The sequence below is a fragment of the Sphingomonas larreae genome (genome assembly GCF_051400595.1).
Classification (GTDB): domain Bacteria; phylum Pseudomonadota; class Alphaproteobacteria; order Sphingomonadales; family Sphingomonadaceae; genus Sphingomonas.
On sequence record NZ_JBLFFI010000003.1, the window covers coordinates 412,160 to 435,480 of the forward strand.

23 protein-coding genes and 3 tRNA genes are annotated in these 23,321 nt (G+C 67.2%); 13 read left to right on the plus strand and 13 right to left on the minus strand.

Going from position 1 to position 23,321, the window contains the following annotated elements; translation table 11 throughout:
• Positions 1-7: 7 nt before the first annotated feature.
• The 3 genes from ACMGDM_RS13480 to ACMGDM_RS13490 all read right to left on the minus strand — a co-directional run bounded on the left by ACMGDM_RS13480 (position 8) and on the right by ACMGDM_RS13490 (position 2,294).
• A complete protein-coding gene (locus ACMGDM_RS13480) occupies positions 8-1,540 on the minus strand; it encodes a tryptophan halogenase family protein (protein ID WP_436804627.1) in 1,533 nt (510 codons plus the stop codon).
• 272 nt (positions 1,541-1,812) lie between these two features.
• A tRNA-Ala gene (locus ACMGDM_RS13485) sits at positions 1,813-1,888 on the minus strand.
• An 85-nt stretch (positions 1,889-1,973) separates the two neighbouring features.
• Positions 1,974-2,294 (minus strand): TIGR02300 family protein, encoded by a 321-nt coding sequence (locus ACMGDM_RS13490; protein ID WP_436804628.1) that lies wholly within the window; start codon positions 2,292-2,294, stop codon positions 1,974-1,976.
• Positions 2,295-2,394: 100 nt separating this feature from the next.
• On the opposite strand from ACMGDM_RS13490, the gene aroA reads away from it, so the two are divergent.
• The 7 genes from aroA to ACMGDM_RS13525 all read left to right on the plus strand — a co-directional run bounded on the left by aroA (position 2,395) and on the right by ACMGDM_RS13525 (position 8,954).
• Entirely contained in the window at positions 2,395-3,738 is a 1,344-nt protein-coding gene (gene aroA, locus ACMGDM_RS13495) for a 3-phosphoshikimate 1-carboxyvinyltransferase (RefSeq protein ID WP_436804629.1), read from the plus strand.
• Complete coding sequence (gene cmk, locus ACMGDM_RS13500) at positions 3,735-4,385, plus strand: (d)CMP kinase (RefSeq protein WP_436804630.1); 651 nt, start codon at positions 3,735-3,737, stop codon at positions 4,383-4,385. Before aroA ends, cmk begins: the two co-directional genes overlap by 4 nt.
• A 358-nt stretch (positions 4,386-4,743) precedes the next feature.
• Entirely contained in the window at positions 4,744-6,450 is a 1,707-nt protein-coding gene (gene rpsA / locus ACMGDM_RS13505; RefSeq protein WP_436804631.1) for a 30S ribosomal protein S1, read from the plus strand.
• Positions 6,451-6,644: 194 nt separating this feature from the next.
• A complete protein-coding gene (locus ACMGDM_RS13510; protein ID WP_436804632.1) occupies positions 6,645-6,926 on the plus strand; it encodes an integration host factor subunit beta in 282 nt (93 codons plus the stop codon).
• A gap of 53 nt (positions 6,927-6,979) precedes the next feature.
• Positions 6,980-7,063, plus strand: a tRNA-Leu gene (locus tag ACMGDM_RS13515).
• Positions 7,064-7,095: 32 nt separating this feature from the next.
• Positions 7,096-8,526 carry an ABC transporter substrate-binding protein gene (locus ACMGDM_RS13520; protein ID WP_436804633.1) on the plus strand — a complete coding sequence of 477 codons (1,431 nt, stop codon included), beginning with the start codon at positions 7,096-7,098 and terminating at the stop codon, positions 8,524-8,526.
• A gap of 5 nt (positions 8,527-8,531) precedes the next feature.
• Positions 8,532-8,954 (plus strand): DUF4112 domain-containing protein, encoded by a 423-nt coding sequence (locus ACMGDM_RS13525; RefSeq protein WP_436804634.1) that lies wholly within the window; start codon positions 8,532-8,534, stop codon positions 8,952-8,954.
• Positions 8,955-8,957: 3 nt separating this feature from the next.
• Here ACMGDM_RS13525 and ACMGDM_RS13530 read toward each other — a convergent pair whose 3' ends face one another.
• Positions 8,958-10,052 carry an anhydro-N-acetylmuramic acid kinase gene (locus tag ACMGDM_RS13530; protein ID WP_436804840.1) on the minus strand — a complete coding sequence of 365 codons (1,095 nt, stop codon included), beginning with the start codon at positions 10,050-10,052 and terminating at the stop codon, positions 8,958-8,960.
• Positions 10,053-10,146: 94 nt separating this feature from the next.
• On the opposite strand from ACMGDM_RS13530, the gene rimO reads away from it, so the two are divergent.
• The 5 genes from rimO to ACMGDM_RS13555 all read left to right on the plus strand — a co-directional run bounded on the left by rimO (position 10,147) and on the right by ACMGDM_RS13555 (position 13,441).
• Complete coding sequence (gene rimO / locus ACMGDM_RS13535) at positions 10,147-11,484, plus strand: 30S ribosomal protein S12 methylthiotransferase RimO (protein WP_436804635.1); 1,338 nt, start codon at positions 10,147-10,149, stop codon at positions 11,482-11,484.
• Between the two features lie 52 nt (positions 11,485-11,536).
• Positions 11,537-11,613 (plus strand) — tRNA-Met (locus ACMGDM_RS13540).
• 249 nt (positions 11,614-11,862) lie between these two features.
• Positions 11,863-12,000 carry a hypothetical protein gene (locus ACMGDM_RS13545; protein ID WP_436804636.1) on the plus strand — a complete coding sequence of 46 codons (138 nt, stop codon included), beginning with the start codon at positions 11,863-11,865 and terminating at the stop codon, positions 11,998-12,000.
• Between the two features lie 234 nt (positions 12,001-12,234).
• A complete protein-coding gene (locus ACMGDM_RS13550) occupies positions 12,235-12,807 on the plus strand; it encodes a hypothetical protein (protein WP_436804637.1) in 573 nt (190 codons plus the stop codon).
• A 382-nt stretch (positions 12,808-13,189) separates the two neighbouring features.
• Entirely contained in the window at positions 13,190-13,441 is a 252-nt protein-coding gene (locus ACMGDM_RS13555) for a hypothetical protein (protein WP_436804638.1), read from the plus strand.
• A 1,412-nt stretch (positions 13,442-14,853) separates the two neighbouring features.
• Here ACMGDM_RS13555 and ACMGDM_RS13560 read toward each other — a convergent pair.
• From ACMGDM_RS13560 to ACMGDM_RS13570, 3 genes are all read right to left on the minus strand, one after another.
• Positions 14,854-15,078, minus strand: coding sequence for a hypothetical protein (locus ACMGDM_RS13560; protein ID WP_436804639.1), 225 nt, complete (start codon positions 15,076-15,078; stop codon positions 14,854-14,856).
• Positions 15,079-15,259: 181 nt separating this feature from the next.
• Entirely contained in the window at positions 15,260-15,748 is a 489-nt protein-coding gene (locus ACMGDM_RS13565) for a 2'-5' RNA ligase family protein (protein ID WP_436804640.1), read from the minus strand.
• Positions 15,749-15,783: 35 nt separating this feature from the next.
• Positions 15,784-17,703, minus strand: coding sequence for a potassium transporter Kup (locus ACMGDM_RS13570; protein ID WP_436804841.1), 1,920 nt, complete (start codon positions 17,701-17,703; stop codon positions 15,784-15,786).
• Between the two features lie 137 nt (positions 17,704-17,840).
• On the opposite strand from ACMGDM_RS13570, the gene ACMGDM_RS13575 reads away from it, so the two are divergent.
• Positions 17,841-18,068, plus strand: a complete 228-nt coding sequence (locus ACMGDM_RS13575; RefSeq protein ID WP_436804842.1) for a DUF3072 domain-containing protein — start codon at positions 17,841-17,843, stop codon at positions 18,066-18,068.
• Positions 18,069-18,117: 49 nt separating this feature from the next.
• Here the strand turns inward: ACMGDM_RS13575 and ACMGDM_RS13580 are convergent, their stop codons facing one another.
• The 6 genes from ACMGDM_RS13580 to guaB form a co-directional block, all read right to left on the minus strand.
• Complete coding sequence (locus tag ACMGDM_RS13580) at positions 18,118-18,753, minus strand: tetratricopeptide repeat protein (protein WP_436804641.1); 636 nt, start codon at positions 18,751-18,753, stop codon at positions 18,118-18,120.
• Positions 18,753-19,190: a cytochrome c maturation protein CcmE gene (ccmE, locus tag ACMGDM_RS13585; protein WP_436804642.1), complete on the minus strand. Its 438-nt coding sequence runs from the start codon at positions 19,188-19,190 to the stop codon at positions 18,753-18,755. Before ccmE ends, ACMGDM_RS13580 begins: the two co-directional genes overlap by 1 nt.
• Positions 19,191-19,287: 97 nt before the next feature.
• A complete protein-coding gene (ccmC, locus tag ACMGDM_RS13590; RefSeq protein ID WP_436804643.1) occupies positions 19,288-20,013 on the minus strand; it encodes a heme ABC transporter permease CcmC in 726 nt (241 codons plus the stop codon).
• Between the two features lie 83 nt (positions 20,014-20,096).
• The gene (locus ACMGDM_RS13595; RefSeq protein ID WP_436804644.1) at positions 20,097-20,618 is read right to left on the minus strand and encodes a tetratricopeptide repeat protein; all 522 of its coding nucleotides are present in this window, start codon (positions 20,616-20,618) and stop codon (positions 20,097-20,099) included.
• A 33-nt stretch (positions 20,619-20,651) separates the two neighbouring features.
• Positions 20,652-21,806 carry an RsmB/NOP family class I SAM-dependent RNA methyltransferase gene (locus tag ACMGDM_RS13600; RefSeq protein WP_436804645.1) on the minus strand — a complete coding sequence of 385 codons (1,155 nt, stop codon included), beginning with the start codon at positions 21,804-21,806 and terminating at the stop codon, positions 20,652-20,654.
• Entirely contained in the window at positions 21,807-23,264 is a 1,458-nt protein-coding gene (guaB, locus tag ACMGDM_RS13605; protein WP_436804646.1) for an IMP dehydrogenase, read from the minus strand.
• Between the last annotated feature and the right edge of the window lie 57 nt (positions 23,265-23,321).

Consider the following 23,321-nt stretch of genomic DNA (forward strand, 5'->3'; position numbering starts at 1 on the left):
GAATGGGTCAGCTGGCGGCCGGCAAGATTCCGCTGCGCCTGAGGTACTCGGCGTGGCTCGGCAGCCGCGCTGCCGTGTCGGCGCAGCGCGCGTGCAGCTGGTCCAGCGCTATCGCCACCTTCTCCTCGTCGAGCGCGTCGACGGCCGGCTCATAGTCCGCCGGGATAAGTCCCTGACCGAGCGCGACCGCCACCCAGCTAGGCGTAGTGAACAGATCGGCAGTGTCGCGGAACACGCGGCCCTTGCCGGCGAACAGGGCGATGCGGCGTCGCAATGTTTCGGGGACCTCCATCGTGCGGACATAGTCCCAGAACGGCGTGTCGGTGCGCCGTGTCGCCTTGTAGTGGAGGATGATGAAATCGCGAACGTCCTCGTACAAAGCGGCGATGTGGCGGTTATATTCGGCGCGCTCTTCGGGATCGAAACGCCGGTCGGGGAACAAGGCGATCAGCTTGGCGATGCCGGCCTGGACGAGATGGATCGAGGTCGATTCGAGTGGCTCGACGAAGCCGCTCGCCAGCCCGAGCGAAACGACGTTGCCGTTCCACGCCTGTCGTCGCCGCCCCGCGGTGAAAGCGAGACGACGCGGTGCGGCTTCCGCCGGCCGCTCGAGCATGGCGAGCAATGCCGCCTGCGCGGTCGCATCGTCGACGAAGCGACTGGCATAGACATAGCCGTTGCCGAGCCGATGCTGCAGCGGAATGCGCCACTGCCATCCCGCCGCACGCGCGGTCGCGCGGGTATAGGGTTCGGGCTCGCCCGATAGCGCGCACGGCACTGCGATGGCGCGGTCGCACGGTAGCCAGTGGCTCCAATCCTCATAGCCGGTGGCGAGCGTCCGCTCGATCAGCAGCGCAGCGAATCCTGAGCAATCGACGAACAGGTCGCCTGTTATGACACGGCCGCCCGCCAATCGCAGCGAGGCGACATGGCCGCTGCCCTGAGCGACCTCGACGTTCTCGACGCGCCCCTCGACGCGAATGACCCCGGCCTGTTCCGCACGTCGCCGCAGGAAAGCGGCATAAAGGGCGGCATCGAAGTGGAAAGCGTAGCGCAGATCGCGCCACGGCGACGGTGCGTCGGGTCCCGGGCGCGCGAAACGGTGTGCGGCGGCCGCCGCACCGCTCACCGACCAGCTGGTGATAGCGGCAATCTCGCCGCCCGCAGCGCGGCGACGCTCACGCTCGCGCAGCCAAAGCTGATGGAAGTGGATCCCTTGCAGGTCGCGACCGATCGCGCCGAACGGGTGAAGATAACGCTCGCCCAACGCCCCCCAATCGGCGAACTCGATGCCGAGCTTGTAGGTGCCCCTGGTGGCACGCAGGAACTCATCCTCGTCGATGCCAAGCATCTGATTGAAGGTGAGCAGCGGCGGGATCGTCGCCTCGCCGACGCCGACGGTGCCGATCTCCTCCGACTCGACCAGTGTGATGCGGGTGACGCCGTTGTCGAGAAAGCGCGCGAGCGCCGCCGCCGCCATCCACCCCGCGGTACCGCCGCCGAGGATGACGACGTCCCGGATCGTATGATCGTTGACCATGGCGGCGGCTTCCCTCCTGCGGCGTTCGCGGTCCGCGTAGCACCGCCGGTACAAGAAGCCGTACGCGCGTGTATGCTTCGGATCACCCGCTGCGCGCCGGCGATCTCCCGCCACGTTGGCGCGACCACACGCTTAGATGACGCAAGCGGCCTCAGGGCTCCAGGCACTAGGATGACGTCCTCGCCGTGCGATCAGCGCGCGTGAGGCCTGATGCGAGTGGCCACATCTGTGCTGGAGAAGGCTCGCGATCATCGCGCGAGCAGCGGGAGGAATGGTGGAGCCGAGGGGGATCGAACCCCTGACCTTCGCAATGCCATTGCGACGCTCTCCCAGCTGAGCTACGGCCCCATTCCGTCCCGGGAGGCAGCCCCCTAGCCGGGGGCCGCGTGCTTGGCAAGCGGTCGAAACCGCCTGCCCCGCATTTTTTCGAAACTTAATTGTTCTCGTCGTCGTCGTTGCTGGTCTCGACGCCGAGATCGTCATCGCCACCGAGATCGACCTCGTCGTCGGCCGAGGGCTCTTCGTCCTCGTTCGTGTCCAGATCCTCGTCGTCACCGGCGAGATCGGAATCGGGCTCCTGCTTGTCGGGCTTGGCCTGCTCGAACGGCAGCGGCTGCTTGGACTTCAGGATCGGTTCCGGCTCCCATGCATAACCGCAGTTGATGCAGGTGACGGGGTCGTCTTTCTCGAGGTCGTAGAAACGCGTCGCGCATTTCGGGCACGTACGCTTCGTGCCCCATTCCGGCTTGATCATGCCGTGCTAAGCCTTTCGGATGGGTGGATCGACGATGTGTGACCGTCGAAGTGGGGCGCGCCTTGCCATAGCACAAGCCGGCTGGCAAGCACCGCGCCCTATGGCGCATTCCGAGCACACCCCTCCTTCTCCGCGCGTGATCCGCGCGCCCGATCGGCTTACCGGCCGGATCCGCGTTCCCGGCGACAAGTCGATCAGCCACCGCGCGCTGATGCTCGCCGCGCTGGCGATCGGCGAAAGTCGGATCGAGGGATTGCTTGAGGGTGAGGACGTGCTCGCCACCGCCGCGGCGATGCGCGCCATGGGCGCGACGATCACGCGCGGCGCGGACGCGGTGTGGCGCGTTCATGGAGTCGGTGTCGGCGGGCTGCTCCAGCCCCCGCAGGCACTCGACATGGGAAATTCGGGCACCTCGACGCGGCTGCTGATGGGACTGGTGGCAAGCCACGCGATCAGCGCCACTTTCATCGGTGACGCCTCGCTGTCGGGCCGTCCGATGGGGCGCGTGATCACGCCACTCGCGCAGATGGGCGCGGACATCGTCGCCACGCCGGGCGGGCGCCTCCCCCTGACGGTGCGCGGCCTCGTGCCCGCGATCCCGATCGCCTACACGCTGCCGGTCGCATCGGCGCAGGTGAAATCGGCGATACTGCTCGCCGCCCTCAATACGCCCGGGATCACGCGCGTGATCGAGCCGGTCCCGACGCGTGATCACAGCGAGCGTATGCTCGCGGGCTTTGGCGCTCGGCTCACCGTCAGTGTGGGCGCGGAGGGGCGCGTCATCGCCGTCGAGGGCGAGGCCGAGTTGCGCGCGCAGGCCATCACCGTTCCCGGCGATCCGTCCTCCGCCGCCTTCTGGATGGTGGCGGCGTCGGTCGTCCCCGGCAGCGACATCGTGATCGAGAATGTCGGGCTTAACCCGACCCGCGCCGGTCTGGTCACCGCGCTGCGGATGATGGGCGCCGACATCACGGAACTCGACTCCCGTGTCGTCGGTGGCGAGCCGGTCGCTGATCTGCGTGTGCGCCATGCCGCGCTGAGCGGGATCATTGTGCCGCCCGACCTCGCGCCCACGATGATCGACGAATATCCGGTGCTGTTCGTCGCCGCGGCCTTCGCGGCCGGGACGACCTTGGCGCGCGGTGCGGAGGAGCTGCGCGTCAAGGAGAGCGACCGGATCACCGCGATGCGCGATGCGCTGACCGTCAACGGCGTTAGCACGGAAGAGCACGAGGACGGGCTCACCATTCATGGCAGCGCGGGCGAGCCGATCGCCGGCGGCGGCACGGTCACAACCAAGCTCGACCACCGCATCGCGATGAGCATGACGGTCGCGGCGCTGCACGCGCGCAACGCGATCACGCTCGACGATGCCAATCCGGTAGCGACGAGTTATCCAGCGTTCTATCAACAACTTGCCACGCTTTCCGGAGAAGCGGCGTGATCATCGCGGTGGACGGCCCGGCGGCATCGGGCAAGGGCACGATCGCGCGCGCGCTGGCGCGCCACTATCACCTGCCGCATCTCGACACCGGGCTGCTATACCGTGCCGTGGCGCTGACCGTGATCCGGCTCGATCTCGATCCCGCGATCGAGGCTGACGCGGTGGCGGCCTGCAGTTTCGACGAGGAGCTTTTGGTTGAGCCAGCCTTGCGCGACGATGCGACAGGCCAGATCGCTTCGATCGTCTCGGCGCATCCCTTGGTGCGCGCCGCGTTGCTCCAGCGCCAGAAGAGGTTCGCGCATCAGCCCGGCGGCGCGGTATTGGACGGACGCGACATCGGCACGGTGATCGCCCCTGACGCCGAGGCGAAGCTGTTTATCCGCGCGACGCCGACGATCCGCGCGCAACGTCGCCACGCCGAGCTGCGCGCCCGCGGCGACGACACCAGTTACGATCAGGTGCTCGCTGACATCCGCTCACGCGATGATCGCGACAGCTCGCGCGCCACCGCGCCGCTGGTACCCGCGCTGGACGCGGCGCAGCTCGACACCAGCTTCCTTTCGATCGAGGCGGCGGTGTCCAAGGCGATCGTGCTGGTGGAAGCGCGCCTGGCGAGGGCTGCTGCGGTCGCGGGCGCGCCGACATAAGCGAGCGCGACGGCAAGGGGCGACACTCCGGCAACCGCCTGCCCTCCTCGGCTGTCATGCCTTAAGGAGTCCAAGATCGCGCCCGCGGTAAGCACGGCGGCAACACATCGGCCATCATATGCCACCCGCTTGTCCCTCCGGCGCTAATCCGCTATGGAGCAGAGGTCCGGTGGGCTGGGGCTCGCGGAGGCATGGCGCGACAGGCAGGTCCTCTCGCGCCTTTTCGCTTATGGGCGGCGTCTCCTCGCACCTTGTGCTGACCCGGATGTCGCGCGCGGCATGCGGCCGCCGCGATGGTGATGGCCAAGACCAGCGGATCCAACCGCTTGGCCGGAAACACGACTAGGACGAAGCATTTATGGCCTCTACGGCAACTCCCTCGCGCGACGAATTCGCGGCGCTGCTCGATGACATGTTCGGCGGTGCCGACAGCTTCGAGGGCCGCGTGGTGCTCGGCACCGTGACCGGCATCGAGAACGACCTGGCGGTGATTGACGTCGGTCTGAAGAGCGAGGGCCGCGTGCCGCTGCGCGAGTTTGCGCCGGCGCCGGGACAGAAGGCCGAGCTCAAGATCGGCGACGAGGTCGAGGTCTATGTCGACCGGGTCGAGAACATGCACGGCGAGGCGATGCTCAGCCGCGACCGCGCGCGCCGCGAGGCCGCCTGGGACAAGCTCGAGCTCGAGTTCAGCAAGACCGCGCGCGTCGAGGGCGTGATCTTCGGTCGCGTCAAGGGCGGCTTCACCGTCGACCTCAACGGCGCGGTGGCGTTCCTTCCCGGCTCGCAGGTCGACATCCGCCCGGTGCGTGACGTCACGCCGCTGATGGACATTCCGCAGCCCTTCCAGATCCTCAAGATGGACCGCAAGCGCGGCAACATCGTGGTGTCGCGTCGCGCGGTGCTGGAAGAGACCCGCGCCGAGCAGCGGTCGGGCCTGATCCAGTCGCTCCACGAGGGTCAGATCATCGACGGCGTGGTGAAGAACATCACCGACTACGGCGCCTTCGTCGACCTGGGCGGGATCGACGGCCTGCTGCACGTCACCGACCTCAGCTACAAGCGCGTCGGCCATCCGAGCGAGATGATCAACATCGGCGACACCGTGAAGGTGCAGATCATCCGCATCAACAAGGACACGCAGCGCATCTCGCTGGGCATGAAGCAGCTCGAGAGCGATCCGTGGGACGGCGCGTCGGCCAAGTATCCGGTCGGCGCCAAGCTGTCGGGCCGCGTCACGAACATCACCGAGTACGGTGCATTCGTCGAGCTGGAGGCTGGCATCGAGGGCCTCGTCCACGTGTCCGAAATGTCGTGGACCAAGAAGAACGTCCATCCCGGCAAGATCGTGTCGACCTCGCAGGAGGTGGACGTGGTGGTGCTCGAGGTCGACGAGGACAAGCGCCGCATTTCGCTGGGCCTGAAGCAGGCGCAGGCCAATCCGTGGGAGGCGTTCGCCGCCGCGCACCCGATTGGCTCGACCGTCGAGGGCGAGGTCAAGAACGCGACCGAGTTCGGTCTCTTCATCGGGCTGGACAACGACGTCGATGGCATGGTGCACATGTCCGACATCGCCTGGGGCGTGTCGGGTGAGGACGCGCTCAACCTGCACCGCAAGGGCGAGACCGTCCAGGCGGTGGTGCTCGACATCGATCCCGAGAAGGAGCGCATCTCGCTCGGCATGAAGCAGCTCGAGCGCGGCGGTCCGGTCGCGGCGGGCGCGGGCGATCGCCTGGGCAAGAACCAGGTCGTCACCGTCACCGTGCTCGAAGTTCGCGACGCGGGCCTCGAAGTGCAGCAGGGCGACGATGGCGCGACCGGCTTCATCAAGCGCACCGATCTCGGCCGCGATCGCGACGAGCAGCGTCCGGAGCGCTTCCAGGTCGGGCAGAAGTTCGACGCAATGGTCACCGGCTTCGATCGCTCGAAGAAGCCGACCTTCTCGATCAAGGCGATGCAGATCTCCGAGGAGAAGCAGGCGGTGGCGCAGTATGGCTCGTCCGACTCGGGCGCGTCGCTGGGTGACATCCTGGGTGAGGCGCTCAAGGCGCGCGACACCAAGAAGTAAGCAGGACCGGTCGCCGCAGGGTGATTTGAGAGGGATCGGCCGCGCGGCCGATCCCTTTTTCGTTGCGCTCTGGACGCTTAAACGTCCGGCGATGACCCAGATCGCCGAATCCGTGCCAGTTCGGCGCTATCCCCGCGCCGACCTTATCTGTATCAACCCAATCCGTACGGTATACGAAGGCGAACGGAGAGACGATGATACGCTCGGAGTTGGTGCAGCAGCTGGCCGCGGTGAATGCGGAGCTGGCGCAGCGCGACGTAGAGGCGATTGTCTCGATCTTCTTCGACGAGATCACCACGCGCCTGGCGGACAATGGACGCGTCGAGCTGCGTGGCTTTGGCGCCTTCTCGACTCGCCCCCGCAACGCGCGCGTCGGCCGCAATCCGCGCACCGGACAGCCCGTCGAAGTGGATGCCAAGCGCGTCCCCTTCTTCAAGCCGGGCAAGGAGATGCGCGTTCGTCTCAACGTCTCCTGAGCCACGCGCCGGGTTGACGCGGTCCGCTGCAACCGCTTCGTGGACGGCGATGCGCGGACGTGGCGGAATCGGTAGACGCTGGGGACTTAAAATCCTCTGCCAACGGCGTGCGGGTTCGAGTCCCGCCGTCCGCACCATCATCGGAGGGGCCGCGACCGCGGCGCTCGTCATGACGATCACCGGCTGCGGCCGACGCGCCGATGTCGGCCCGGTCGTGGTCAGCGTTATCGGCGGCGCGCCGCAACTCGCCGGGCGTGATCGCAGTACACTCGCCGAGGCAGACCGACTACTGACCGACTCGCTCGCTGAAGGGTTGGTGCGGCTCGACGCCAGCGGGCAGGTCGAAGCCGGCGTTGCCGCGCGATGGATCGTCACCGACGAGGGACGAAGCTACATCTTCCGTCTTCGGGATGCACATTGGGCCGACGGCGCGCCGATCCGCGCTGCGCAGGTGGTGGCACTGCTCCGGCGCGAGATCGGCGCCCGTTCGCACAACCGGCTTGCGCCCTATCTCACGGCGGTGTCGTCCATCGTGGAGATGACGCCGGAGGTGATCGAGATCGAGCTGGCGCGTCCGCGCCCCGATCTGCTGAAATTGTTCGCCCAGCCCGAGCTCGCACTGGTACGGGATCGTCCGCCACCGACGGGCGGCGCTGGCCCCTTCCGCCTCCGCCGCGAGCATGTCGCGACGGGATCGCGGCTGACCCCCGCACTCGACCCCGATCGGGACCCGGAGGAGCCAGGACCGGCGCCCGAGGACGACGTGCAGCTGCGTGGCGAACGCGCCGCGACCGCGATCCTTCGCTTCGTCGAGCGTCAGTCGGATCTGGTGTCGGGCGGCACCGTGCGCGACTGGCCCTTGCTGCGCGCCGCCAATCCGGCGCCGATCAATGTCAAGGTTGATCCAGCTGCCGGGCTGTTCGGGCTCGCGGTGGTGCGCCGCGACGGCTTTCTTGCCGACCCCGCCAATCGTGGTGCGGTGGCGCAGGCGATCGATCGCGGCGATGTCGTCGCGAGCATCTCTCCCGACTGGGTCGCTCGCGAGACGCTGCTGCCCGAGCAGCTCGATTCCGCCGCCCCTCCGGCCAATCCGACGTGGAGCCTCGTCTTGCCTGAGCAGCGCCAGGCGACTGCGCGCGCGCGGGTGGCCGCGTGGCGAGTCACCAACGGGGCAGCACCCACCCTGCGCATCGCCCTGCCCGACGGTGCGGGCGGCACCTTGCTGTGGGCACGGTTGGCGCGCGATCTCTATGGTATCGGCATTCGCCCGCTCCGCGCGCAAGCGGACGATCCCACGGCGGACCTGCGCCTGATCGATCGCGTCGCTCCTTATGATAGCGCACGCTGGTACCTCGCCGAGGCATGCGTCGCCTGCTCGGACGCAGCACACGACGCCATCGAGGCGGCGCGGCTGGCCGACTCGCTGGGGGAGCGCGCGCGCGCCAGCGCAACCGCCGACCGGCTACTGACGGACGATGTCGCCTTCATTCCGATCGCGCGCCCATTCCGCTGGTCTCTTGTCGCGTTGCGGCTGCGGCAATGGCAGGCCAATGCACGCGCCTGGCACCCGTTGAACCGGCTGCGCGCCGACACCAATTAACTGCAATGGCCGTTCGCCCTACTCCCTTGTCGATGCCGCTGTTCGGCACGCTTCCCACCGGCAGCGATCCGGCCTCGGTTCGGCGTCGCGTCGAGGCGATGGAGCAGCTGCTCGAGGGGCTGTTCGTGATCCCCGGGCTCAACCGCCGTGTCGGGCTCGACTCGATTATCGGGCTGGTGCCGGTGGTTGGCGATCTCGTGACCGCGGCGATGGGCATGTGGATCGTGTGGGAGGCGCGCAACCTCGGCATGGGACGGTTCGCGCTGCTCGGCATGACGGCGCGCGTCGGCTTCGACACGGTGCTCGGCGCGGTGCCGCTGATCGGCGACGCGGCCGACCTGATGTTCCGGTCGAACACGCGCAATCTGCGCCGGATCAAACGCTATCTCGACAAGCACCATCCTGCCACGGTGACCGTCGCGGGCTAAACGTCACCGCTTGCGCGGTACGAAAACTGTACCGCCGCACAAGGGACGCGGCGCGCCGGTGGTGCCGGGAAAGCTGATCGGCAGCGAACGCAGCGTACGCACCGCCATGAAGGCAAAGCCCTCGGCTTCAAGCGCGTCGCCGTTCCAGCCGAGCGCATCGACCGAGTCGGTTGCGAGGCCGGTCTGCTCGGCGATCATCCGCATCAGCGTCTGGTTGAGCCGACCGCCGCCGCCCACCAGCAGCCGGCGCGGCGCACGGGGCAGCAGCCGCAGCGCGATCGCCACGGTGGCGGCGGTGAGCGCCGTAAGCGTCGCCGCACCGTCCACGAGCGAGAGCCCGCGCGCCGGCTGAATGGTGAAGTCGCTGCGATCGAGCGATTTAGGGAAGCGCGCGTCGAAGAAGGGATGATCGAGCATCGCGCCGAGCACGCTCTCATCGACGCGTCCCGCCGCTGCCGTGGCACCGTCGCGGTCGAACCGTTCACCGGCCTCCTGCTCCATCCAGCTGTCGATCAGCCCATTGGCCGGCCCGGTATCGAACGCCGCCAGCGGCTCGCCGTCCGCCACAAGCGTGATGTTGGCGACCCCGCCGAGGTTGAGCACCGCAACCGGCTCGTCAAACGTCGTCAGGCGCGCGGCATGATAGACCGGCAGCAGCGGCGCACCCTGCCCGCCCGCGGCCACGTCGGCGCTGCGGAAGTCGCCGACCGTGGTGATGCCGGTCACGTCGGCGAGCACCTGACCGTCGCCGATCTGCCACGTCCATCCGCGATCGGGGCGGTGTGCGACGGTCTGGCCGTGGAAACCGAGGACGCCGATGTCACTCGCGGTGACGCCGGCATCGCGCAGCAGCTTTTGCACCGCCAGGGTGTGCGTGCGCGTGATCAGCTCGGCCGCGGCGACGAGGGGCGGGCTGGCGCGCGGACGCTGGAACCCTAGCGCGAGCTGGGTCGCAGCGGCGAGTTGCGCGCGCGCCTGATCCGAATAGGGCTCGCCGCGGAACGCCACCAGCCGCGCCGCCCGCTCACCGTCGGTCTCGATCAGCGCCGCATCGATGCCGTCGAGCGAGGTGCCCGACATCAGCCCGATTGCCAGCATGGTGCCTGTCTCCCGCCCGTTCACGCGACGTTCCTATCGTTTCGGCGGCGGTGCTGGCAAATCCGGCCGTCGCGCATTATGTGCGCGCCAACTCATGGCAACGCAACTTCCCTCCCCGCCGCGCGTCGGCATGGTCTCGCTCGGCTGTCCCAAGAACCTGGTCGATTCCGAGCGAATCCTCACCCAGCTTCGCGCCGATGGCTACCAGATGTCGGCCGACTATGCCGGTGCCGACGTCGTGCTCGTCAACACCTGCGGGTTCCTCGATTCCGCCAAGGAGGAGAGCCTCGACGCGATCGGCGAGGCCATCGCCGAGAACGGGCGCGTTATCGTCACTGGCTGTATGGGCAAGGAAGCCGAGGCGATCCGGCAGCGCTTCCCCGACGTGCTCGCGATCACGGGTGCGCACGAATATGAGCAGGTGGTCGAAGCGGTGCATGCCGCTGCGCCCGCCGCGATCAGCCCGTACGTCGATCTGATCCCTGACGCCGGGCTGAAACTGACGCCGCGCCACTACAGCTATCTGAAGATCTCCGAGGGCTGCAACCACCGCTGCTCCTTCTGCATCATACCATCGTTGCGCGGCGATCTCGCCAGCCGTCGCCCCGACGCGATCTTACGCGAAGCGGAGAAATTGGTCGCGGCGGGGACGCGCGAATTGCTGGTGATCAGCCAGGATACGAGCGCTTACGGCATCGACATTCGCGACCAGCCGCGACTGTGGAAGGGGCGCGAGGTGCGCCCGCACATGACCGATCTGGCGCGCGAGCTCGGCCAGATCGCCCCTTGGGTGCGGCTGCACTATGTCTATCCCTATCCGCATGTCGACCAGGTGATCCCGCTGATGGCGGAGGGGCTGGTGCTGCCCTATCTCGACATTCCGTTCCAGCACGCCGCGCCCGCGGTGCTGCGACGCATGAAGCGGCCGGCCAACGACGCCAAGGTGCTGAGCCGGATTCATACGTGGCGCGCGATCTGCCCCGACATCGCGCTCCGTTCGACCTTCGTGGTTGGCTTTCCGGGCGAGACCGAGGCCGATTTCCAATATCTGCTCGACTGGCTCGACGAGGCCCAGCTGGATCGCGTCGGCGCGTTCCGCTTCGAGCCTGTCGCGGGCGCTGCGGCGAACGAGCTGCCCGACCAGGTGCCCGAGGCAGTGAAGGAAGAGCGCTACGCGCGGATCATGGAGAAGACCGCGGGGATCTCGGCGGCGAAGCTCGCCGCCAAGGTCGGGCGCACGCTCGAAGTGATCGTCGACGCGGTGGATGTCGACAGCGGCGGTGCGACCGCACGCTCGAAGGCGGATGCGCCGGAGATCGACGGGGAGGTCCAGCTGCGCGACGCCGGCCAACTCGTGCCCGGTGACATCGTGTCGGTCATGGTCGAGGATGCCGACGACCATGATCTGTATGGTGTGCCGGTTCGCGCTTGACGGCGCCGCGCGCCCTGCTAAGAGGCGCCCTCGCTTCGGCGACAGCCCTTGGGGCGGAGTAGCTCAGCTGGTTAGAGCAGCGGAATCATAATCCGCGTGTCGGGGGTTCAAGTCCCTCCTCCGCTACCATCGTAATCCGTAACACCGCTCGCTCAGAGCTTCAGCCGCTCGTCACTCGTGACGGGCGGCTTTGTGCATGTGCGCCCGTCGGCGCGCACCGTTCCTCCTTGAGCCCGGTCCGACATGGCGACCGGCTCATCGCCCCTTTCCTCTCACATGTCCTGTTCGGTCGAGTTCGGCTCGGCCGACCACGACATGCGCCTCCCGACCGTTAGCTCAGGCATATCGCCTATGTCGCATCCAAGGTCCTCGACATACGTGCTCAACGCGGCGCGCTATCAGCGCGAGCTGCTCGAGGGCCCGCACGATGCCCCGTTCGTGTTTGGGGCGGAGCTGCTTGACGTCGAGCCCCACGATCTTTCGCGCACGCTCGATCTGAACGAACCCGTAGGGTGAAGAGCGACGCCGTGTGTGTCGCACTCCGTGCGCCACACGACTGTGGCTGGTCTTGCTCGGTGACGCGGCGATCGCGGTGACAACGGGCGCGTCGTGAGCGACAGTCTCGACCAGATTGAGTGACTCGCCCGACTCTACCTCGAGGGCCAGTCAGGCGCGGGAAAGCGCCGGCTGACTACGCTCGCATGCGACCTGCGCACCGCCTAGGCGACGCGGATCGCCGCGCAGCGAGGGATGGTTGATGAGGAACTCTTGGCGGTGCGTGTATTCATGGTACGGAAAACGTCGACTGGGCGGGAGCACAGCGTGGGCGTGAGGCGGGCGATCGGGGCAGCTTGGGTCATGGTCGCCGTGAGCGCGCCGGCAAGCACCCTGCATCCCGTTGAGGTTCGCACGTCAGATGTGACCGCCTTTTACCGGCTCTATGACGCCGCCAACGGCAAACCCTCCGGGAGCACGCTCCAACAGGATTACATAGACAAGGGCACGGACGGCGTTCGCCAGTTCGTTCCTAATCGCATCATGTCAGGTGAGGCGCTTGCGAAAGCGGTGAGTAGGGAGAAGGCGGTATACAGGGAGGCCCGCTCCTGCATGGATGTTCTGCCTGCCGTGAAGGCAAAGCTGCAAGGTTCGTTTCGACGCGTGGCGGCGCTTGACCCTCAAGCGACGTTCCCGCCCGTCACCATTCTCATCGGCCGGAATAACAGCGGCGGAGCCACGGGCAAGTCCGGCGTTTTGATAGGGCTTGAAGTTGTTTGCCGGTCGTCGTGTGTTCGACGTAACGCAGCGGGCGCTTGCACGGCTTGAGGTTCTCTGACGGAGACGCATTCCGAAATCTGCTCCCAATTGAGCTTCTCGACGATGCTTTTCGGGCATGGAGACGGGAAAGCTGCGCACGCTTTCAGCCTGGGGCGCAGATCAACTGAACGACTGAGATTGGGCGTGACCGGACTCAGGTAGCGGCTGTCGCACGGGTGCAGCATGGCTCATCATCACTCATCTACAGGCATAAGATCGCCATCGCGCCGGCGGCGACCTCCGCCGTGATGTCTGCGTTTGGGAGGGGAGCCGACGTCGCCAAGCGCCCTCTGCGCCGGCATCTTTCGTCTGGCCCGGGGGTCCGGAGAAGTGACGACCGAATAAGGAGAGCGTTGCTGATTGCCGCGTCCACCGCGCTCGATCATTACTGATGAACTTGGCGCTCGCAGTGTTAAGCGACGCCAACCGCGGCGCGCGCGACGAGGACGTCTGCACATCTTCCGCGCGGCTCTCCACAGGCGTACTGCGCCCCTACCTACCCGATGACGAGCTGCTGGTGACCTTCTGGACCGCAGCCGCAAGTGGACGCGGCAAGCCGCATGGGCCGCCGCTCCAACCAATGCGGTGGATTGTCACCAGACTGGTCGACGCTGGCCACCCCGCGTGGATGGAATGCCGCTGACCGAAACGCAAAGTTGTATCCGCGGCTGGTGCAGAACACCTGATTTGTATAAAATCTACTCGAGTCCCGGTCTGGGAAGCTGAATAGATTGGAGGCGACTCGTCCGAACCGCTTATTGAACACTGGCGGAGTGGATAAGCCACCGCATCCAGCAGTTACCATATCGTCGAATTCGATATGGTACGCAGGGGGATTGGGAGGGCGGAGCAATGGAAAACGTTAACGTGCTGGCGAGGCTACTGATAAGCGTCGGAGCCTGCATCCTACTGCTCAGCATATTGGCCGCGCTCTCGTTCTACTCAATTGTACGCGGCGCGGAGGCATCGACGGAGTAGCTTAGCTGCACCCCGCTAACGCTAGCGGCGGGTTTGACCACCTCGAACTGCACTGAGTGGCACACCGAATCGTCCTGAGTTGGACGGAGTCATGTGCCCACCAGGCTGTCCGTCGACTGCTCGCTGCCAAGCCGCCCAGCCCGCCTCATTCACGCACTTACGCTCGACGATGTGGCTGAGATACGGTGGGATGCGGCGGCAGGTCACCTTCCCGCCGGCGGGTCGGCCTGAAGAAGCGGGGCTCTCGTGCCCAGCCTGAGATGCGGCTGCGAGAAAAAGAAGCGTAAGGATCGTTGGCATCTCTCCTGTGCATCGAGCAGATCCATCAGGAGCGCACTCACTTCAACGTGGCTAACCCCTCAGTCGTGATTCAAGGCGAGTCGTCAGGCATGCTTTAAGCTCGGACTCGTCGCTGCAGAGATCAAGCCGCTGCGGGAGAACCGCGAGTTTAGGAGTCACTCACCGCTGCGCGTTCGTAATCCTTAACGCTTTGGTAAGGATGTTAGCCCTAACATCCTTAGATGGAGGGCACCGAAAGAACGCTGGGGGAGTAAGATGCTGTTGAACCCTTATAACCAGGGTCGGCTTACCGGGTTAAAGCCGCAGGGCTGTGTAGAAGAATGCCCTTACATGTCAGACCTTTCGTCGAGCGAGCGCGAGGAATGGATACGCGGGTTCGAGGCTGGTCGATGCCGTCTTGGCCTTCAGGCGCGATCTTCCGGCTCCCCGAACTGGTCAGGTTTGCTTGGCGCCGCGCGCCCGTGCGGTGGAGGCCTAGGCCGCTAGCTTGCGGTCGACGGCCTGCCCAACCTCGTCCCATCGCTTTGCAGCGTCAAGGTCGCTCATTCGGATAGCCGCGAGGATCTGATCGACGATATGTTGCCGGACTCGCGCACCGTGCTGCGTAATAAGGGCAGCAGCCGTCTGCTCCAGGCTGTTGTCGTTAGAAGAGCGCACGCTCGAGAGATGGCTGTTCGGTGTAGGTCGCGCCACTGCCATTTTGGTGAGGCGATTCCTTCACGGGACGGGGTACGCCGGCTGCGGGCAACGACGACCACACGATTAAGCCTTACGATCTCAGCGGTGCGGCGCCGTTGTCGCGGCTTTCTGGGCACGCGCCTGTCTCGCATAATGGTGGTGCGCGGTTGCGCAGCCAGCGGCGGCACCGAGCACCGCATGTCCCTTGCCGACGAAATGCCACGCCACCGCGCCAGCCGCTACGCCGCGGATACATCCCTTGGCAAAGGCGGGCGAGACGGTGGCAAGGAGGAGCGGGAGAGCGAGCAGAGTTACCAACCGCATGACAGCCTCCGAATAGTACGACCCAGTACATACGGGTGCGGCGCTCGCGCGTTGCGTTAAACTTCGGTCATCTTGGACGCGCCGGTTCTCGCAAGGAAGCAAGTACAGGAGGCAGAGAAACTGTGGCTGGCGCGAGCGCTACCGTGGGACGGGGCCGCACTCTTCTGCCGGCACTCGGCGCTCACCGCGCGAAAAGATGACGCGAAAGCGGCTCCCAGGGCCCGCCGCGATACCAATAGGCGCCGAGCCCCGCGATCGCCACGGGGCTTTCGACCAGCTCGCCGCGCAGCCGGTCCAGCAGCGCGCGGGCCTCAGCGGGCGTGACCTTGTTCTGCACCGTGACATGGGCGCGCCAGCCCGCCTGATCTTGCGGGGTGAGCAGTCCATGAAAGGTCTCTACCAGCCGTGCCCTGATCGCCTCCAGCGCCGCGCTCTCGATGCGATACGCCACGCCGCGCCCCAGCGAGATCACTCCCGCCAGTCGCGCCTGCGGCGCGGCGACGCCGCGGGTCTCGTGCTGCAGCTGCTGACGCAGCTCCGGCGCGCATGACGGCGGCAGATGATGGAACAGCGTCAGGTGCGCGGCGAGCTGATTGCGCTCGGGTGGAAAATAGGCCTGTCGCTGCGCGTCGAAAAATGCCTGGTCCGACGCACCGAACAGCGCCGTCACGATGACAGGCGCGGCCGTCGGGGCGGCAAGGTCGGTCAAATCTCGATCTGACTGCCGAGCTCGACCACGCGATTGGTCGGCAGCCGGAAAAATTCCATTGCGCTCTCCGCATTGCGCAACATCCAGCTGAACAGTTTCTCGCGCCAGATCGCCATTCCCGGCCGATCCGAAGCGAGCAAAGTCTGGCGGCTGAGGAAGAAGCTGGTGTCCATCATCCGGAACTCGGCGCCGCAACCGTCATAGGAGCGCAGATGCGCGGGCACGTCTGGCTCCTCCATGAAGCCATAGCGCAGCACCACACGGTGGAAGCCCTGCCCCAGATCCTCGTGGAGGAAGCGGTCGTCCTCGGGGAAATAGGGCATGTCGGTCACCCGTACCGTCAACAGGATCACGCGGTCGTGCAGAACACGATTGTGCTTGAGATTGTGCAGAAGCGCGTGCGGCACGCCTTCAGGGGTGGAGGTCATGAACACCGCCGTCCCGGGCACGCGCGTTGCCGAGGTCGCGGCCGAGTCGATGAAGATCTTGATCGGCATCGCCGCCTCGCGCATCCGCTCGAGCATCAGCTTGCGCCCTTGCGACCAAGTGGTGAGCAGCACGAAGACGATCACCGCGACCAGCAGCGGGAACCAGCCGCCATCGGGCACCTTGGTGAGGTTGGATGCGAAATACAGGCCATCGATCGACAGGAAGGTGATCTCGAACAGCGCGGTCGCCCAGATCGGCCAGTGCCAGACGCGCCGGATCAGCACGCCCACCATGCAGGTGGAGATGAACATCGTTCCCGTCACAGCGATGCCGTATGCCGCCGCGAGATTCGACGACTCGCCAAAGCCGAACACCAGCAGCAGCACCATGACCATCAGCGCCCAATTGGCGGCAGGAATGTAGATCTGCCCCGCCTCGGACGCGCTGGTATGGGTGATGCGGATCCGCGGCATCAGCCCAAGCTGTACCGCCTGTTGCACCACCGAATAGGCACCGGTGATCACCGCCTGGCTTGCGATCACGGTCGCCATCGTCGCGAGGATCACCAGCCACAGCCGCCAGCTCTCGGGTGCCATGAGGAAGAAGGGGTTCTCCGCCGCGGCGGGCTGCTCCAGCAGCAAGGCGCCCTGGCCGAGATAGTTGATCATCAGCGCAGGCAGGACGAAGCCGAGCCACGCATAGGAGATCGGCTTGCGCCCGAAATGCCCCATGTCAGCGTAAAGCGCTTCCGCTCCGGTCACCGCGAGCACCACCGAGCCGAGCGCGAGAAACGCAAGCTGGCCGTCGTTGGCGGCGAAGCGCACCGCGTACATCGGGTTGAGCGCATAGAAGATGTCGGGCCGAGCGATGATATGGATGCCGCCCATCACCGCCAGCACGATGAAATAGACCAGCATGATCGGCCCGAACAGCCGTCCGACCTTCTCCGTCCCGATCGACTGCATATAGAAGAGCGCGATGAGGATCGTCACCGCAATCGGCAGCACGAACGAATCGAACCCCTGCTCGACCGTCGCGAGCCCCTCCACCGCAGAGAGGACCGAGATCGCCGGAGTGATCATGCAATCGCCGAAGAACAAGGCGGTGGCGAGCACCCCGAGAATGACGAGGCTCGGTCCCCAGCGCTTCCCTGCCCCCGATCGCCGCTGGATCAGCGCAAGCAGCGCAAGGCTGCCGCCCTCCCCGTTATTGTCCGCGCGCAGGATGATCAGCACATATTTCAGCGTCACGATCAGCATGAGCGACCAGAACACCAGGCTGATCACACCAAAGATATGCAGCGGATCGACCGCGAGCGGATGGTGTCCGACGAACACCTCCTTCATCGCGTACAACGGGCTGGTGCCGATGTCGCCATACACCACGCCGATCGCGCCGAGCGCGAGGCGGGCAAGCCCGCCGTTCCCTTCGCGATGATGATGATGACCGGAGGTCTGCGCGCGGACCGCCGGGTCGTCGGTGTTCACGCTCATGCGTTCCCGACCGTGCTCAAGGCGTCGCCCGCGTGTCTACCCATGGTAGCGCCGCGCCTAGCACGCGCACCCGAGGTCGGCAACGCGGAACAGAGATCGAACGAAATGGTTGTCGCCACCGGAAGGATATGATGATGAGCGAAGACAATCCCAAGAGCCACCCGTTCTCGAACGCGGAGAAGGATCCGGATGATTGGACCACGGGCGATGAACCGATGACCGGCGCGCAGGCCAGCTACCTCAAAACGCTCAGCGAAGAGGCCGGCGAGGCGTTCGACGACGGGCTGAGCAAGGCGGACGCTTCGAAGCGGATCGACTCGCTGCAGGAGCAGACCGGGCGCGGCAAATCGGCGGACTGATCGCTCCGCCACCCCAGACCGTCGGGACGCCGCCGGCCACGCGACCGGATCAGCGACCCGACGGTCCGCCTGCGGCGATGAACTGATCGAGTACGATCAAACGGCGCACCAGCTCGCGCTGGTAATCCGTGCCCGTCGCGGACAAGCGGATCGCGCGTACCCAGCAGGCGCGTGCCTGCGGCAGTTGTCCCGCCTTCAGATAAGCCATACCGAGATAATAAGGCGGCGCCGGATGCTCGGGCGCGAGCCGCGCCGCCTGGCGGAACGCAAGCAGCGCCGGCGGGGACAGGCGATCACCCGCCTCGGCCGCCAGCGTGACACCGGCCCAGGTCCACAGGATGAAGCTTTGAGGAAGTTTGGAGAGGCCGCCGAGCACGACGCGCGCCGCCGCACCGCTGTTGCCGCTGCGGGTCATCGCATCTGCCGCGACGAGATAGGCGGTGTCGGTGGTATAGCGGCCGAGGAGACTATCCCGCAGCGCGATCTCCTCCGGTTCGATCGTGGCGCTGGTCATGCGCGGCCGCACCGGAGCCGCCGCAAGCGTCGGCGATCCCTGCCATGCGTAGCCCGCGCCGCCCAGACACAAAGCCGCGGCGAGCAGCGTCCAGAGTGCGCGCTCGGCGCGTAGGAGCGCGAGCGTGCCAAAGGCGAGTGCGGCCAGGATCAGCAGCACGACAAAGCCCATCAGCGCGGCTCCAGCGTGCGGGTCTCGTGCATCTTCCTCGCCATCTGCGGCGGCATGTATTTCTCGTCGTGCTTGGCCAGCAGATTGGTCGCGGTGAAGGAGGCGTCCGGGTTGAAATGTCCCTCCGCCACGACGCCCGAACCCTCGCGGAACAGGTCGGGCGCAATGCCGCTGAACCGCACCGGCGTGGTCGACTTGCCGTCGGTAACGGTGAAGCTGAGCGACACGCCGTCCTGCGCGCGCCGAAGCGAACCGCGCTCCACCATCCCGCCGAGCCGCACCGCTTTGTCCGGCGCGGGTGGCGCGCCGCGCACGTCGCTCGGTGCATAGAAGAAGGCGGCCTGGCTACGCAGGCCGGACAATGCCAGCAGCGCCGCCGCGGCGAGCGCGACCGCACCGAGTGCCACCAGCGTCATCCGCTGCGACTTGGGAGTCATCGCTCGTGCTTCCGCATCGCGCGATAGCTTAGCCAGCCGACCAGCGCACCCGCGCCGAGCACCAGCGTGTAGGCAGCGATCACGAAGGGCCAGGGGTTCACGCCAGCGCCCTCCGCCGCAACCGCGCCTCGGCCTTCGCTGCGGCGAGGATCGCGCGCATCCGCATCAGCACGATCGCGCCGAACAGGCAGGAGAAGCCCAGCAGCATGATCGGCAGCGGCCACAGCAGCGAACGATCGATCGTCGACGAGGTCAGCCCGATGCTCGGTCCCTGATGAAGCGTGTTCCACCAAACCACCGAGTAGCGGATGATCGGCAGCAGCACCGTGCCGGCAATGCCGTAGATTGCCGGGACGCGCCCGTCCCCGCCGCGCTCGCGGTCGGCGTTGGCGAGTGCGATAAAGCCGAGATAGACGAAGAACAGCAGCAGCATCGAGGTCAACCGCCCGTCCCACTGCCACCACGTCCCCCAGGTCGGCCGTCCCCAGATCGCGCCGGTCACGAGGCACAAGGCGGCGAAGGTCGCCCCCGGCACCGCGGCAGCGCGTGCGGCGACCTCGGCGAGCGGGTGACGCCAGACCAGAAAGGCGATGCTCGACAGCGCGATGGCGCTCCACCCGCCCATGCCGAGCCAGGCCGCAGGAACGTGGACGTACAGGATGCGAACCGTCTCGCCCTGGAGGTAATCAGGCGGCGTTTGCGTCAGTCCGGCCCAGCTGCCGAGCACGACGAGCGCCACCCCGACCCACCACAGCCAAGGCGTCAGCGGGCGAGCGATCCGCAGGAAGCGGGCCGGGTTGGCGAAGGCGTGGAGGGTCGGCAAAGCGGTGCGGTTCGATCTGATGAGGCGGCGAGAAGCGCGCTGTGGCTGAAGCTTAGCCGGTTCGTCGCGGCGAGGCGAGCGGTTCAGTCGCGCGACGACCGCGCGGTGGCCGGCGGCACCGCGGCGGGCGCGGCGACCTGCGCGGTGGTCACGGGCGGCCCCTTCGCAATGACCGCGGCCAGCTCGGTCGCCTGCGTGCACTGGCCCTGGCATAAGGTGCGGACCCGCGCGAGATTCTGTTTCGCGCGCTCGACCGCGCCCTTCATCACCATCGCCTCGCCTTGTCCGGCCAGCGCAGCGATGTCGTTGGGCTCGAGCAGCAGCGCCTCGCGATACAAGCGGATCGCCTTGCCCGGCAGCTGCCGAGCCTCCGCGATCTGGGCGAGCGCGATGAACGCCTGTCGGTTGCGCGGATCGACCGCCACCGCGCTCTCGAACAAGTCCGTCGCGCCATCGAGATTGCCCGCCGCGCGTGCCGCCTTCCCTTGCTGAAGCAGCGCGAGGCTGCGCGCATCAATCTGATCGTCCGGGCGCTGACCGTGCAGCGAGGTCGAGATCGACGCCAGCGCCAGCGCCGCGGCAGTGGCCACCGAGGTGAAACGCATGAACGGCTCCAGCTTCGACACGATCACCGTCGCCTAGCATGGCGCCCGCAGCCGCGCGACGAAAAAACCGTCGGTGCCATCGTGCGCTGGGGTGAGCCGGAGACCGCCCCCGCGCGCGCGCCCGAACGGGAGCGCGAGCGGCTCGGCGCTCCAGTCGGGATGATCGGCAAGGAAGCGCTCGATCTGGTCCGCCCCCTCGGCGTCGAGCAGCGAGCAGGTGACGAACACCAGCGCACCGCCCGCGCGCACCAGCGGCGCGCCAAGTGCGAGCACATGGCGCTGCAACGCGGCGTAGCGCTCGAGCCGATCGGGGGTGAGCCGCCAGCGCGCCTCGGGGTTGCGCCGCCACGTGCCGCTGCCGGAGCAGGGCGCGTCGACGAACACGACATCGGCGCTGACGTCCGCGAGCGCGGCGGCTTCGCGACCGCCGTCGAGCAGCCGGGTCTCGATGATCGTCGCGCCGGCTCGCGCAGCGCGGGGCGCCGACCGCGCGAGCCGCGCGCGGTCGACGTCACTGGCGATGATCCGCCCCTGATCCGCCATGGCGGCGGCGAGCGCGAGGCTCTTGCCCCCCGCCCCGGCGCAGAGATCCAGCACCGTCATGCCCGGCGCGGCGCCCGCGGCGAGCGTCACCGCCTGGCTGCCGGCGTCCTGAGCCTCGACCAGCCCCGCGTAGGGCGCGAGGTCGGTCCCCGCGGGCAGCCGCAGCGCATGAGGGAGGCCGGGGATCGGCGTCGCGCCGTCGATCGTGGGGGCCTCTCCGCGCAGTCGGTTGACGCGCACGTCGAGCGGCGCACGCTCCACCAGTGCGGCCTGCTCGTCATCGTCGAGCCCCGACGCCGCGAACCGCTCCGCCAGCCAGCGCGGCAGCACGCCCGGCGTGGCCGCGGGCTCGTCGCCGATCGGCGCCGGGCCGTGCGGCGAGCCGTCGAACGTAGCGGCGAGTGCCGCGTCCTGGCGAGCCAGCGCAACCAGCGCGGCGCGCCCGCTCGCCGGCCGCTCCCCGAGCGCACGGATGGCGGCATAGACCAGCTCGCGCACGGCGCGGCGATCCTTCGATCCGGCGTAGCGACGCGTCGCGAAATAGCGCGCGATCAACGTGTCGGCCGCGGCGCCACCTTGTTCGGCGGCTGCGACGATCGTGTCGAGCAGCTCGATTGCCGCCTGGGTGCGCGCCGCGGGAGTCACTCAGCGGGTCGGGTAATTGGGCGCCTCGCGCGTGATCGTGACGTCATGGACGTGGCTCTCCTTGAGCCCGGCGCCGGTGATCTGGACGAAGCGCGCACGCTCTTGCAGGTCGCGGATCGTCCCCGAGCCGGTATAGCCCATCGCCGCCTTGATGCCGCCGACCAGCTGATGAATGACGTCGCGCGCCGGCCCCTTATAGGGCACCTGCCCCTCGATCCCCTCGGGCACGAGCTTGAGCTGATCGCGCACCTCGCCCTGGAAATAGCGATCGGCCGAGCCGCGTCCCATCGCGCCGACACTTCCCATGCCGCGGTAGGATTTGTAGGCACGGCCTTGATAAAGGAAGGTTTCTCCCGGCGCCTCCTCGGTTCCCGCGAGCAACGAGCCGACCATGCAGGTCGATGCGCCCGCGGCCAGCGCCTTGGCGAGATCGCCCGAGGTGCGCAGTCCACCGTCGGCGATCACCGGAACGCCCGCGGCGGCGCCGGCCTCGGCGCAATCCATCACCGCAGTGAGCTGGGGCACGCCGACGCCCGCGACGACGCGGGTGGTGCAGATCGAGCCCGGCCCGATGCCGACCTTGATGCCGTCCGCACCCGCGTCGATCAGCGCGCGCGTCGCCTCGCCGGTGGCGACGTTGCCGGCGACGACCTGGACCGAGTTGGACAGCTTCTTCACCCGCTCGACCGCGCGCGCGACATCGCGATTGTGGCCGTGCGCGGTGTCGATGACGATCAGGTCGCACTCGGCGTCGACCAAAGCCTCGGTGCGCGCGAAGCCCTTGTCGCCCACGGTGGTGGCGGCAGCGACGCGCAGGCGGCCGGCGGCGTCCTTGGTCGCCTCCGGGTACATCACCGCTTTCTCGATGTCCTTCACGGTGATCAGCCCGACGCAGCGATAGGCGTCGTCCACCACCAGCAATTTCTCGATGCGGCGCTGGTGGAGCAGCCGGCGCGCCTCTTCCTTCGCGACCCCGGTCGAGACGGTGACGAGGTTCTCGCGCGTCATCAGCTCGGCGACCGGCTGGTTCGGGTTCTCGGCGAAGCGGACGTCGCGGTTGGTGAGGATGCCGACCAGCTTGCCGTCGCGCTCCACCACCGGGATACCGCTGATTCGATTGGCCTTCATCAGCGCCTGTGCCTGCGCCAGCGTCGCCTCGGGCGCGATCGTGATCGGGTTGACCACCATCCCGCTCTCGAAGCGCTTGACCTGCCGCACCGCGGCGACCTGCTCGTCGACGGTGAGGTTGCGGTGGAGCACGCCCATTCCGCCCAGCTGCGCCATCACGATCGCCATGTCGGCCTCGGTGACGGTGTCCATCGCCGAGGACAGGATCGGAATGTTGAGCGCGATGTCGCGCGTCAGCTTCGTCCGCGTGTCCGCCTCGCCGGGGAGCACCGCGGACTCGGCGGGCGTGAGCAGCACGTCGTCGAAGGTGAGGCCGAGCCGGATGTCCATGGGGCGCCGAATCCTTGGGAGCGAGGAGTGGCGCGCCATGTAACCGCGTTCCCCGCA

Bases quoted from the DNA above. Each gene is read 5' to 3' on its own strand.
- ACMGDM_RS13575 (WP_436804842.1), top strand. From the start codon at position 17,841: ATGATGAGCGAAGACAATCCCAAGAGCCACCCGTTCTCGAACGCGGAG.
- ACMGDM_RS13550 (WP_436804637.1), top strand. From the start codon at position 12,235: ATGGTTGATGAGGAACTCTTGGCGGTGCGTGTATTCATGGTACGGAAA.
- ACMGDM_RS13530 (WP_436804840.1), bottom strand. From the start codon at position 10,052: ATGCTGGCAATCGGGCTGATGTCGGGCACCTCGCTCGACGGCATCGAT.
- ccmE (WP_436804642.1), bottom strand. From the start codon at position 19,190: ATGACTCCCAAGTCGCAGCGGATGACGCTGGTGGCACTCGGTGCGGTC.
- ACMGDM_RS13580 (WP_436804641.1), bottom strand. From the start codon at position 18,753: ATGGGCTTTGTCGTGCTGCTGATCCTGGCCGCACTCGCCTTTGGCACG.
- aroA (WP_436804629.1), top strand. From the start codon at position 2,395: ATGGCGCATTCCGAGCACACCCCTCCTTCTCCGCGCGTGATCCGCGCG.
- ACMGDM_RS13480 (WP_436804627.1), bottom strand. From the start codon at position 1,540: ATGGTCAACGATCATACGATCCGGGACGTCGTCATCCTCGGCGGCGGT.
- ACMGDM_RS13510 (WP_436804632.1), top strand. From the start codon at position 6,645: ATGATACGCTCGGAGTTGGTGCAGCAGCTGGCCGCGGTGAATGCGGAG.
- ACMGDM_RS13525 (WP_436804634.1), top strand. From the start codon at position 8,532: ATGGCCGTTCGCCCTACTCCCTTGTCGATGCCGCTGTTCGGCACGCTT.
- guaB (WP_436804646.1), bottom strand. From the start codon at position 23,264: ATGGACATCCGGCTCGGCCTCACCTTCGACGACGTGCTGCTCACGCCC.
- ACMGDM_RS13520 (WP_436804633.1), top strand. From the start codon at position 7,096: ATGACGATCACCGGCTGCGGCCGACGCGCCGATGTCGGCCCGGTCGTG.
- rimO (WP_436804635.1), top strand. From the start codon at position 10,147: ATGGCAACGCAACTTCCCTCCCCGCCGCGCGTCGGCATGGTCTCGCTC.
- ACMGDM_RS13595 (WP_436804644.1), bottom strand. From the start codon at position 20,618: ATGCGTTTCACCTCGGTGGCCACTGCCGCGGCGCTGGCGCTGGCGTCG.
- ACMGDM_RS13560 (WP_436804639.1), bottom strand. From the start codon at position 15,078: ATGCGGTTGGTAACTCTGCTCGCTCTCCCGCTCCTCCTTGCCACCGTC.
- ACMGDM_RS13555 (WP_436804638.1), top strand. From the start codon at position 13,190: ATGAACTTGGCGCTCGCAGTGTTAAGCGACGCCAACCGCGGCGCGCGC.
- rpsA (WP_436804631.1), top strand. From the start codon at position 4,744: ATGGCCTCTACGGCAACTCCCTCGCGCGACGAATTCGCGGCGCTGCTC.
- ACMGDM_RS13490 (WP_436804628.1), bottom strand. From the start codon at position 2,294: ATGATCAAGCCGGAATGGGGCACGAAGCGTACGTGCCCGAAATGCGCG.